12 protein-coding genes are annotated in these 11,323 nt (G+C 68.0%); 1 reads left to right on the forward strand and 11 read right to left on the reverse strand.

Annotation, left to right across the window (positions count from 1 at the left end; all coding sequences use genetic code 11):
* Positions 1-10: 10 nt before the first annotated feature.
* Genes AC1RJ5_RS05595 through AC1RJ5_RS05630 form a run of 8 tightly spaced genes read right to left on the reverse strand, consistent with a single transcriptional unit; the run spans position 11 to position 6,998 of the window.
* Positions 11-856: a sugar phosphate isomerase/epimerase family protein gene (locus tag AC1RJ5_RS05595; protein WP_493112164.1), complete on the reverse strand. Its 846-nt coding sequence runs from the start codon at positions 854-856 to the stop codon at positions 11-13.
* Positions 853-1,422 carry a gluconate 2-dehydrogenase subunit 3 family protein gene (locus tag AC1RJ5_RS05600; RefSeq protein WP_493112166.1) on the reverse strand — a complete coding sequence of 190 codons (570 nt, stop codon included), beginning with the start codon at positions 1,420-1,422 and terminating at the stop codon, positions 853-855. The genes AC1RJ5_RS05595 and AC1RJ5_RS05600 overlap by 4 nt, the downstream gene beginning before the upstream one ends.
* Complete coding sequence (locus AC1RJ5_RS05605) at positions 1,419-2,240, reverse strand: 3-keto-disaccharide hydrolase (RefSeq protein ID WP_493112168.1); 822 nt, start codon at positions 2,238-2,240, stop codon at positions 1,419-1,421. Before AC1RJ5_RS05605 ends, AC1RJ5_RS05600 begins: the two co-directional genes overlap by 4 nt.
* The gene (locus AC1RJ5_RS05610; protein WP_269574751.1) at positions 2,237-3,175 is read right to left on the reverse strand and encodes a hydroxypyruvate isomerase family protein; all 939 of its coding nucleotides are present in this window, start codon (positions 3,173-3,175) and stop codon (positions 2,237-2,239) included. Before AC1RJ5_RS05610 ends, AC1RJ5_RS05605 begins: the two co-directional genes overlap by 4 nt.
* Complete coding sequence (locus AC1RJ5_RS05615; protein WP_269574750.1) at positions 3,172-3,564, reverse strand: c-type cytochrome; 393 nt, start codon at positions 3,562-3,564, stop codon at positions 3,172-3,174. Before AC1RJ5_RS05615 ends, AC1RJ5_RS05610 begins: the two co-directional genes overlap by 4 nt.
* Positions 3,561-4,709 carry a Gfo/Idh/MocA family protein gene (locus AC1RJ5_RS05620; RefSeq protein WP_493112171.1) on the reverse strand — a complete coding sequence of 383 codons (1,149 nt, stop codon included), beginning with the start codon at positions 4,707-4,709 and terminating at the stop codon, positions 3,561-3,563. The genes AC1RJ5_RS05615 and AC1RJ5_RS05620 overlap by 4 nt, the downstream gene beginning before the upstream one ends.
* A gap of 34 nt (positions 4,710-4,743) precedes the next feature.
* Entirely contained in the window at positions 4,744-5,808 is a 1,065-nt protein-coding gene (locus AC1RJ5_RS05625) for a sugar phosphate isomerase/epimerase family protein (protein WP_493112173.1), read from the reverse strand.
* A complete protein-coding gene (locus tag AC1RJ5_RS05630; protein ID WP_493112175.1) occupies positions 5,805-6,998 on the reverse strand; it encodes an MFS transporter in 1,194 nt (397 codons plus the stop codon). The genes AC1RJ5_RS05625 and AC1RJ5_RS05630 overlap by 4 nt, the downstream gene beginning before the upstream one ends.
* 185 nt (positions 6,999-7,183) lie before the next feature.
* Here AC1RJ5_RS05630 and AC1RJ5_RS05635 point away from each other — a divergent pair, with 185 nt between their 5' ends.
* Positions 7,184-8,182 carry a LacI family DNA-binding transcriptional regulator gene (locus AC1RJ5_RS05635; RefSeq protein WP_342249474.1) on the forward strand — a complete coding sequence of 333 codons (999 nt, stop codon included), beginning with the start codon at positions 7,184-7,186 and terminating at the stop codon, positions 8,180-8,182.
* Positions 8,183-8,191: 9 nt separating this feature from the next.
* Here AC1RJ5_RS05635 and AC1RJ5_RS05640 read toward each other — a convergent pair whose 3' ends face one another.
* From AC1RJ5_RS05640 to AC1RJ5_RS05650, 3 genes are all read right to left on the reverse strand, one after another.
* The gene (locus AC1RJ5_RS05640) at positions 8,192-9,136 is read right to left on the reverse strand and encodes a DMT family transporter (RefSeq protein WP_493112177.1); all 945 of its coding nucleotides are present in this window, start codon (positions 9,134-9,136) and stop codon (positions 8,192-8,194) included.
* Positions 9,137-9,206: 70 nt separating this feature from the next.
* Positions 9,207-10,157 carry an alpha/beta hydrolase gene (locus tag AC1RJ5_RS05645; protein WP_269574744.1) on the reverse strand — a complete coding sequence of 317 codons (951 nt, stop codon included), beginning with the start codon at positions 10,155-10,157 and terminating at the stop codon, positions 9,207-9,209.
* The gene (locus AC1RJ5_RS05650) at positions 10,157-11,278 is read right to left on the reverse strand and encodes a hypothetical protein (RefSeq protein WP_493112180.1); all 1,122 of its coding nucleotides are present in this window, start codon (positions 11,276-11,278) and stop codon (positions 10,157-10,159) included. Before AC1RJ5_RS05650 ends, AC1RJ5_RS05645 begins: the two co-directional genes overlap by 1 nt.
* Between the last annotated feature and the right edge of the window lie 45 nt (positions 11,279-11,323).

Consider the following 11,323-nt stretch of genomic DNA (forward strand, 5'->3'; position numbering starts at 1 on the left):
CGAACCCTGATCAGAAACGCAGCGCGCGCAGCGTCTGGAAGCTGGTGGTGATGTCGGGCAGATAGGGCGCCGGCGCCTGATCATTCTCGACATAGAAATGCTGGACGCCGGCGCTGCCCTTCCGCTTGAAGAGCGCGGCGAAATCGATCGTCCCCTGCCCCACTGCGGTCATGCTGCGATCGGCACGCATGTCCTTCACATGATAGGCATAGAGCCGCTTCGACAGGCGATCGATCAGCGCGCCGGGATCCTCGCCGGCATGCGCCGCCCAGTAGAGATCGAGCTCGACCTTCACGAGCGCCGGATCAGTCTCCTTGAGGAACCGCTCGTACAGGCTGATGCCGCCCGGCTTCGTGGTGAACTCGAAATCATGGTTGTGATAGGCGAAGCCGAGCCCGGCTTTCTTCAGGTCCTTGGCGAAGCGATTGAAGTTCGGCAGCGCCGCACTCCAGCCCTGCTCGGTGCGGTGCTCGTCGGTCATGTAGGGCAGCACCACCGTGCCGGCGCCGAGCGTCTTCGCCATCGCCACCGACTTGTCGAACTGCCCGAGCAGCGCGTCATAGCCGATGTGCAGCGACGGCGACTTTAGGCCGAGCCGGTCCATCGTCCTGCGCAGCAGCGCATGATCCATGGTGTCATAGCCGCCACCGCCAAACTCGACCTCGCGATAGCCGATCCGCGCGACCTGCTCGAGCGTGCCGACCGGGTCCTTCTGGAAGATCTCGCGGACCGTATAGAGCTGGAGGCCGATCGCCTTCAATTGCGCGGCGGATGCCCGTGCGATCGCGAAGTCGGCAAGCGAAAGTGCTGCGACGCCGCCCGCGCCGGCGAGCAGATTCCTGCGGCTGATCATCATGCGGAATACACCTTGTTGACCTGAGAATAGGGAAACGCGCCGTTATACTCGCCCGGCACCGGCAGATATTCGCGCTCCTGCGTGATGCCGACTTCGGACGTGTAGTAGCCGGCGATGACGAGCTGCCGGAACGCTTCGAAGAACACGCCGCCCGAGGGCAGCTGGCCGTTCATCGCGAGGGTGAGCAGCGCGTCCTGCTGCTCCGCCGTCGCCTGCGCGCCGGACACCTTGTAATCCTGCTGGCTGCGCGCCTCGATCGCGTCGAGCCCGGCGAGGATCGGCACCCGGTCGGTCGGCCGCGCCCAGTCCGCCAGCATCTTCTCGATGAACGCCGGAACGCCTGCCGCGATCGCGCCCGGCGTATCCGTGGCCGGCAGGATGCGCTCGCTGAGCGCGGTCATCAGCGCGCGCTGCGCGGGCGTGAACACCGCCACGCTCGGCGGCCCCTCGCTGATCACCGGGATGTTCGAAGCCTTGCCCGCACCGGCGGCGCGGGCGAGCGGCGCGAAGGTCGCCGCGCCGAACATGGCGACGACCCCGGCAAGCGCGGTTCTCCGGTCGATCACTTCGCGCCTCCCGGCAGGTCCTGCGCGATCGCCGCCTCGGGCAGCGGGCGCACCCAGATGTTGCGGTACGAGACCGGCGAACCGTGATCCTGCAGCTGCAGCGGCGCCGCATCACCATGCGCCTGGTAGCTGGCGACCTTGCGCCAGATCGTCGTGCCGAGCAGCGCCTGGTGGTTCTGCACCACCACGCCGTTCAGGAGCGCAGTGACATAGGCCGGGCGCACCAGCTTGCCGTCCGCCGCGAAGCGCGGCCGCTCGAAGATGATGTCGTAGCTCTGCCACTCGCGGGGCTTGCGCGCGGCATTCACCAGCGGTGGCTTCCAGCCATAGACCGCGCCGACCGTGCCATCGGCATAGGTCGGGTTCTGATAGCCATCGAGGATCTGCACCTCGTAGCGCTGCATGAACCAGACGCCACTGTTGCCGCGATCCTGCGAATTGCCCTTGGGCGGATTGGGCGAGCGAAACTCGAGATGGAGCTGGACGTCGCCGAAGCTCTGCTTCGAGACGAGGTTGCTCTCCTTCGCGCCCTCCGCGCGCGCCGGCACCGTCATCACGCCGCCCGCGACCTGCCAGGGCGCCGTCTCGGCCTGCCAGGCATCAGGTGCCAGCACGATCGCGTCGGAAGGCGCGCCGCCCGGTGCCGCCGCCGGCGTGGTCACCGTCGGCGCGGGCCGGTCGGCATCATGGACGAGCCATTTGCCGTCCGGCAGCTGCGGCGTGTCCTTGAAGCCGGGCTTCTCCTGCGCGAAGGCGAATGCGCCCGTGATCGCGATCAAGCCGGCGGCAACGCATCCCGCCATGCGCATGCGCGTCATAGTCCCTCTCCCTGTGTATCGATCTTGCGATAGGCCGCGATCAGCCGGTCCTCGCCGGCCCGGCCCTTCACCGAATTGCCATGCTCCATGCCGATCACGCCGTCATAGCGCCGCGCGCGGAGCCAACGGACGATCGAGGCATAGTTGATCTCGCCCGACCCCGGCTCGTTGCGGCCCGGATTGTCGCCGAACTGCAGATAACCGATCTCGCTCCAGCACATCTCCAGCGCCGGGATCAGGTTCCCCGACTGGATCTGCTCGTGATAGAGGTCCGCCAGGATCTTCACCGCCGGACTGTTCACCCCGCGCGCGACGGCGAAGCCCTGCGCGATCGTCTGCATGTAGACGCCCGGATGGTTGGTCCGCGTATTCAGCGGCTCCATCACCATCGCGATCCCGTGCGGGGCGACGATGTCGCCGGCCTTGCGCATCACGTCGATGACCCGCGCGGTCTGGATGTCGAGCGGCACCTTCTGATCGAGGAAGCCGGTGACCACCGTCATGCGCGTGGCGTTGAGCCGCTTGGCGACGTCGATCGAGGTGCGGATATCGGCAAGGAACGCCTCGCGCTCGGCATCGTCACTGCCGCCGAGCAGCGGCCGCGACTGCGCCCATTTCGGCATGCTGGCGACGAAGACGCCCATCTTCATGCCGCGCTGGGCGAAGACCTTGGCCATCTTCTCCTGCTCGGCCACCGGGCGACTGCGCGCCTCATTGTCCTCCCAGGCCCTGAAGCCCTGGTCGGCGGCATAGGCGATCTGCTCGAACAGACCGCCGCGGCTGGCGAAGCTGCCCTCGTGCGGCGCATAGCCGAGCGAGAAATAGGCGGCGTTCGAGCCTTGCCCGCCCGTACTTCCGCCCATCGCCATCGCCGAGGATGCAGCACCCACGGCCCCGGCCGCGAGCACCGTCCGGCGGGTGACCGCGCCGGTCACTTGCCGCTCCCGGCCTTCAGGAAGGCGATGATCGCGGCACGCTTGGCCGGATCGGGCATGCCGATCGGCATCCGCGAGCCGGGGACCTTCTTGCCCGGCCCGGCGAGATACTCATCGAGCGTCTTCTCGTCCCAGCGCAGCTTCGAGTTCTTCATCGCCGGCGAATAGTTGAAGCCCGGCGTCGCACCCGCAGTCCGCCCGACCACGCCGTAGAGATTGGGCCCGACGCCGTTCCTGCCGCCCTTTTCCACCGTATGGCAGGCGCGGCAGGCATTGAATGCTGGCGGCGGCGCGGTGGGGGCCGCGGTCTGCGCGACAGTGGGTACGCTGACGAAGAACTGGGCCGCCCCAGCGGCACTCAACGCTCCCAGGCACACGAGAAGCTTCATTCTTTCTCTCCCGGATCAACCATTGTCCATTTCGCGTCCGACGCCGCATTGGCGACGACCGCCTCGATGAAACGCATTGTTCGAAGTCCATCGGCGACGCCGGGAAACCAGCGGTCGCCATCGCCTCGGATCGCAGCGGCAAAGGCACGATAGAGGTTGGCAAAGGCCTCGACATAACCCTCGGGATGGCCCGAGGGCGTGCGCAGCAGCGCTGCCGTGCTGTCCTGCAGGCCCGGCCCGCCGGCGCGCACGATCTCCGCCGGCCGGTCGAGCCAGCGCAGGGTCAGCGTGTTCGGCTCCATCTGCGCCCATTCCAGCCCGCCCTGCTCGCCATGGATGCGCAGCTTGAGCCCATTCTCCTCGCCGGCCGCGACCTGGCTCGCCTTGAGCGTGCCGCGCGCACCGCCCGTAAAGCGCAGCAGCGCGCTGACATCGTCGTCGAGCCGGCGGCCCGGCACATGGGTAGTCAGCTCGGCGGACACGGAGTCCACCCGCAGCCCCGAGACATGCTCGGCGAGCTGGAAGGCATGCGTGCCGATATCGCCCAGGCAGCCGCCGAGCCCGGCGCGCGCCGGATCGGTGCGCCACTCCGCCTGCTTGTTGCCCTGCTCGTCGATCGGCCGGCTGAGCCAGCCCTGGAGATACTCGACCTGGACCAGCCGGATCGCGCCAAGATCGCCCCGCGCGATCCGCGCCCGCGCCTCCTCGACCAGCGGATAGCCGCTATAGGTGAAGGCGAGCGCGAAATGGCGTCCACTGGCCTTGGCCGCCGCGCCGATCGCCTCGGCCTCCGCGACGCTCATCGCCATCGGCTTCTCGCAGAAGACGTGGAAGCCCGCCTCCAGCGCCGCGATCGCCATCGGGGCATGGAGATGGTTGGGCGTCACGACGGCAACCGCGTCGATCCGCTCGCCCTCGGGCAGCGCCCGTTCGCCCGCCAGCATCGCATCGAACGAGGCATAGACGCGCTGCGGCACCAGGCCGAGCGCGTCGCCGGTCCGCTGGTTGCGCCCCGCATCGGTGCTGAACGCACCCGCGACGAGCTGCCAGTCGCCGTCGAGCGCCGCCGCCATGCGATGGACCGCGCCGATAAAGGCACCCTCCCCGCCGCCAACCATGCCGAGCCGAAGCGCGTGTCGAACCATGGAACGCCTATTCCCTCAACCGACGAGTTCGAGTTCAGTCCTGCTGCGGCGAAAGCCCCAGCAGCGCACGGATCGCCGCCCGATCGACTCCGCTCGCGGCGAAGTCGTCAAAGGGCCGGTCGGTCACGTGGATGATGTGGTCGCGGATGAACGGGGCGCCCTCGCGCGCGCCGTCCTCGGATCGCTTGAGCGCGCACTCCCATTCGAGCACCGCCCAGCCGGCGTAGCCATATTGCGCCATCTTGCTGAAGATGCCGACGAAATCGACCTGACCGTCGCCCAGCGAGCGGAAGCGGCCGGCGCGGTTCACCCAGCTCTCATAGCCGCCATAGACGCCGGTGCGCCCGGTCGGGTTGAACTCGGCATCCTTGACGTGGAAGCACGAGATCCGGTCGTGATAGCGGTCGATGAAGTCGAGATAGTCGAGCTGCTGCAGCACATAGTGCGACGGATCGAACAGGATCCGCGCGCGCGGATGATTGTCCACCGCCTCCAGGAACCGCTCCCAGGTCGCGCCGTCATGGATGTCTTCGCCGGGATGGATCTCATAGGCGCAGTCGACGCCCGCTTCCTCGAACACGTCGAGGATCGGGGTCCAGCGCCGGGCGAGCTCGGCAAACGCTTCCTCGACCAGCCCCGCGGGCCGCTGCGGCCAGGGATAGACATAGGGCCAGGCGAGCGCGCCCGAGAAGGTCGCATGCGCATTCAGCCCGAGATTGGCGCTCGCCTTGGCCGCGAGCTTGACCTGCTCGACCGCCCAGGCCTGGCGCTCGGCCGGCTTGCCGTGCAGCTCGGCCGGCGCGAAGCCGTCGAACAGCTGGTCATAGGCCGGATGCACCGCGACGAGCTGGCCCTGCAGGTGCGTCGAAAGCTCGGTCGGCTCGACGCCGAACCTGGCGAGCCTGCCGCGCAGGTCGTCGCAATAGGCCTTGCTCTCGGCGGCGAGCTTCAGGTCGATCAGCCGCGGATCGCAGGGGATCTGGACGCCGACATAGCCGAGCCCGCCGGCCCATTCCGCGAGACCATCGAGCGTGTCGAACGGTGCGCTGTCCCCCAGAAACTGGGCGAGGAAGATCGCGGGGCCCTTCATCGCGTTCATGCCGAGGTCTCCGTCCGGCTGTCGTCGCGGAAGAAGAGCTGGAACAGCACCGCGATGACCGCGGCGGCGATCGCCGGATACCACCACATCTGGTGCCAGTCGGCGATGGTCGAAGCCTCGGGCAGCTGCGCGTAGAGCAGCCCGCCGATCTGCGAGCCGAGCAGCATGCCGACGCCGTAGGTGAACAGGGTCAGCATGCCCTGCGCCTGCGCGTTGACGCCCTTGGGCGAGGCGATGGTGCCGGTATAGATCGCACCGGCGACGAAGAAGAAGTCGTAACACACGCCGTGCAGCGCCACGCCAAGATAGATCGCCCAGAGCGAGCTGCCGCCGTCACCGATCGCGAACAGCGCATAGCGCAGCGCCCAGGCGATCATGCCGACCAGCAGCAGTGGCTTCACGCCGAAGCGGCGATACAGCCAGGGCATGGAGAACATGAACACCAGCTCGGACATCTGCCCGATCGCCATGGTGCCGCCGACATTCTCGATCCCCGCCACGCCGAGATAGGCCGAGGCATAGGCATAGTACATCGCGAGCGGGACCGAGATCAGCGTCGCCGCCAGGATGAAGATCAGATAGGAGCGCTGCCGCATCAGGCCGAACGCCTCGACGCACAGCACCTGGCGAACCAGGCTCTCGTCACGCGGCGCATCGGGCGCGACATTGGGAAGCGTCAGGCTGTACAGGCCGAGCGCGATCGATACGACCGCCGCGACGCGGAAGATCTCGGGGCTGGCCGACAGGCCGACCCAGCCGATGATCAGGCCCGCGACGATCCAGCCGAGCGTGCCGAAGGCGCGGACGAAGGGGAAGCGGTCCGCGCGCTCGCCGAAGCTCTTCAGCGCGATCGTGTTCGCAAGGCCGACGGTCGGCATGTAGAGGATCATGTAGCCGAGCAGCACCCAGACGAAGGTGGTGCCGTTCTCCGGCGTCACCAGCGCGGGCATCACCAGCAGGATCGCGCCGCCGACCAGATGCAGGATCACCATCAGCGCCCTGGGGCTCAGATAGCGCGTCGCCGCCATGCCGAGCAGGAAGGAACCGGCGATCGAGGCGATCGGACCTACCGAGAAGGCGTTGGCGATGAGGCTGCCGATGCCGACGGTCTGCATGACCAGGCCGAGCGTGACGTTCCACGCCCCCCAGACGAAAAACTGCATGAACATGAGCGCGCTAAGACGCCCCATGAGCGGCCCCGATACCGGGCGCTGCGATGCCGCAAGCGCGTCATTGCCCAAAGTGGCCACGAAGCCCCTCTCCCATTTTTTGCTGCAGTTTTCCTGCTTGTCGGGACTCAGGCTACGCAGGTCAAAAGCCGATGTAAAGGATTACATTACTCGACATGTCGCTGTAACGAGTTACATCAATGTCAATGCCGACCATCATCCAGGTCGCCGCGATGGCGGGCGTCTCCACGGCCACCGTGTCGCGCGTCCTGAGCCACCCGGACCGCGTCGCCGAGCCGACCCGCCTGCGCGTGCTCGAGGTGGTCGAGTCGCTCGGCTACAAGCCGAACGTCGCCGCCCGGACGCTGCGCACGCTCCGCGCCGCCAAGATCCTCGTCACCGTCCCCGACATTTCCAACCCCTTCTTCGCCAGCGTGATCCGCGGCGCGGAGGAAGCGGCGCGCGATGCCGGCTATGCGGTCGTCGTCGGCGACACGCGGCACGATCCTTCGATCGAGGATCAATATGCCGCCATGCTCTCCAGCCGCGAGGTCGACGGCCTGATCTTCCTCGGACACCGCCTGCCGGACAATCTGCGCCCGCTGATGTCGAAGCAGGGCGCCCGCGCACCCGTGGTCAATGGCTGCGAGTACAGCCCCGATATCGGCGTGCCGAGCGTGCATATCGACAATGCCGCCGCCGGCTGCGACGCGCTCGAGCATCTCATCGCGCTCGGGCATCGCGACATCGGCGTCATTACCGGCCCGCATGTCAGCCCGATCAGCCGCGATCGCCTCGCCGGCGCGATGCAGGCGGCGAAGCGCCATGGCCTTGCCGACCGGCTGCGGGTCCGTGTCGGCGACTATTCCGCCCAGTCCGCCGCCGACCATGTGCCGGACCTGATCGCACAGGGCGTGACCGGGCTGTTCTGCTTCAGCGACGAAATGGCGATGGGTGCGATCAGCGCGATCCGCCAGGCCGGCCGCATCTGCCCCGACGACATCTCGGTCGTCGGCTTCGACGATCTGCCGCTCGCCCGCTTCTTCCAGCCCGGCCTCACCACCATCGCCCAGCCGAAGGGGGATATCGGGCAGCAGGCGGTCGAGCTGCTCGTCGACATATTGCGCGGCGACGACAGTCCGGTGAGCCAGATCACCCTGCCCCACGAACTCATCATCCGATCCAGCACCAAGCGGCTCGGCTAGCGGCGCGGGCTATGGGCTTGCGGTCGCCTGCCGGCTGCGCCGCCCCGCCATCGCCGGGATCAGGATCCCCGCCAGGATGATAGCCATCCCGGCAAGGTGATATCCGTGCAGCGCCTCGCCCAGCAGCGGCACCGCCAGCAGCGCGCCGAACAGCGGCTGCAGGCTGATCACCTGCCCCGCCGCGCCCGCACCAAGCTCGCCCACCGCCTTGTTGTACAGGAAATAGGCCACCACCGAGGGCAGCACCGCGACATAGGCATAGGCCCCCAGCACGCGCGGCGTGAAGTGCAGCGGGAAGCTCCGCAGCTCCGCGATCGCGAACGGCAGCATCGCCAGCACGCCGATCGCGAAGGTCAGCGCGAGGAAGCTCAGCGGATCGATCGGAGGCCGCAGGCGCAACAGGGCGGTGTAGAGCGACCAGGCGAGGACGGCGCACGGCACCAGGACATCACCGATGTTGAAGCTGAGCGACAGCAGCGCAGCGGGGTCGGCCTTGAGGATGATCGTCAGCACCCCGATCGCGGCGATCGAGACGCCGGCGATCTGCGCGGCGCGCGGCCGTGCCTTGAACAACAGCCCGTCGAAACAGAGCACCAGCGCCGGTATCGCCGCCTGGATCAGCAGTCCGTTGGTGGCGGTCGTGTAGCGCAGGCCCGAATAGAGCAGCGCGTTGAACGCGCCGATGCCGATCAGCCCGAGCAGAAGGATCTTCCCCCAATGCTGCCGCACCACCGGCCAGTCGGCGATCACGCGCCGCCAGGCGAAGGGCGCGACCACCAGCAGGGCGCCGGACCAGCGCCCGAGCGCCAGGGCAAAGGGCGGGATCTCGGCATGTACGGCACGGGCGACCATCGAATTGCCCGCCCAGAGCAGCATCACGAGCGTCAGCATCGCATACAGGGCGCGGACTCGGGCGGGGCTCGGGCGATCCGGAGCGGTACTGGACGGGCGCATGGCCCATCCTCCTATTTCCAGATCCCCGCCCAGGCCACCGCCTTCTCACGCACGCTCCGTGCCCGGCGGCTCACATCCCGTGGTTGCGGGCAAAGCGCTCGAACAATGCCGGCCAGGGATGGTCCCTGCCCGCTTCCTTGAGCGGCAGGCCGTGGCCACCCTTCTCGAAGATGTGCAGTTCGGACGGGATCCTGGCGGCTTGCAGCGCCGCGAACATCGCCAGGCTGTTGCCCGGGCTGACCACCGGATCGTCTGCGGCATGCGCGACCAGGGTCGGTGGCATGTCCGCCGGCAGGCCGTTCTCCGCCGAGAAGCGTGCGATCCGCGCCGGGCTGGCGTCGCTCCCCAGCAGCTCGCGCTTCGAGGCGGCATGCGCCACGGGGTCGGCCATGGTGATCACCGGGAAGAACAGCCCGGCGACGATGGGGCGCGCCGATTGCGCATCGGCATCGTCGACCGGGTCATAGGTCCTGAGCGCCGCGCGGCTGGCGAGCCGGGCAGTGAGATGGCCGCCCGCCGAGAAACCCATCGCCGCGACCCGGGCCGGGTCGATCCGCCACTTGCCCGCCCGCGCCCGGATCAGCCGCATCGCGCGCTGCGCGTCCTGCAGCGACACGTCCGGCCCCGCCGCCCAGCCGTCGCGCGGCAGGCGGTAGAGCAGCTCGAACACGGTGAAGCCCCGCGCGGCGAAGGCACGGGCGATCCCCGATCCCTCGCGTCCCACCGCCACCCGGGCATAGCCACCGCCGGGGACATAGAGGATCGCGCCGCCATTGGGCTGGGCCGCGGGCACGACATTGAGCATCGGCGTCGCGACATGCGGCCAGGCGATGTCGTCGGCCGGCCCATTGACCGAGCGCCGGACCGTCTCGTCGCGCACCGTGAGCCCCTCCCCGCCCGGCGGCGATCCCGGCCAGATCGGAAAGCGCTCGATCGGTGCCGCCGCCACCGCGCCAAGCGGCAATGTCGCGACCAGCGCCGATCCGGCGATCAGGGTTCGGCGAGTGAGATCCACGTCCATTACTTCTGCAGCGCCTTGAAGTCGTCGATCCACGCATAGTTGAACGCCGCGCTGCCGTCCGGATTGCGCTTGGCGGAGCGCCGGACGACGACGCTGTTCAGCTGCCAGGCAGCCGCGCCCGGGCTGAGCTTGTCCGCCGGCGCGGCGCCCTGCGTGAACGCGATGGTCGCAACCGCGAGCCGGCCGGTATCGCGGAAGACCTGCATCTGGTTCGCCACGAAATGCTTGCGGCTCTCCAGCCAGGGGCTCTGCGACAGGAACTCGTCCCACTGCGCCTTGGAGAAGGGCGTCTCCAGCGACGCCTTGACGATCTGCCAGTTCTGCGCGGTCCGCGGCGCGCCATATTTCTCGGCGAACGCCTTGGGGATCGCGCCCTGCATGTTCTCCGTCCAGGTCTTCACCAGCGAGAAGTCGGTGACGACGAACTTCTGCTCGGGGCGCATGCGCGGCAGGATGTATTTCAGATAGGCCTTCGAGTCCTCGACTTCGGCGACATGCGTCTGGATCGCCACCCCCTCGATCTCCGGGGTCGCCTTCACGAAGCTCATCCAGCGCTCGACCACCTTGCTCCGTTCGGCCGGCATCTCCAGCCGGACCAGCGCGCCCATGTAGAGGCGCGTCCGGCAGTTCGCGGCGCAGGTCTTCGCACGGTGTGCGATCACCTGCCGCGCGACCGCCTCGTAATAGGCGTTGAAGCTCTCGTCCCGGTTCTTCTCGGGAACCTCGAGGAAGGGATCGTTGCCGATCACCAGCACATCGACCTTGCCCGTCACCAGCCCCAGCACCGCATCCAGCCGCGCCACGTCCTTCAGATACGCATCGCTCCCCACCTGCGGCGGGATGGTGCCGACATAGCCGAACTTGAGCGACAGCACGGTGCTGTATCCCCGCTCCGAAGCCTCGAGGATCTTGTTGAGCACGCCATTGCTGCCGACGCCGCGGTCGAGCTGCGGCAAGGGCAGCGACATCCGCACCCATTTCGCGCCGGACTTCTCCAGGTCGCGATAGTCGAGCTCGCCGAACTGGTCGTTGTAGCTGGCACCGAGCGCGCCCTGGGCATGCGCCGCATCGGCGGTGGCGGCGCCCAGCAGCGCGGCGCCGATCATCAGGACCTTCAACATGTTGCCTCCCCCTTTTGCGATGATGTCGATAAGCCGCGCGATCTG

It is taken from the genome of Sphingomonas sp. GW822-FHT03G08, from assembly GCF_058801135.1.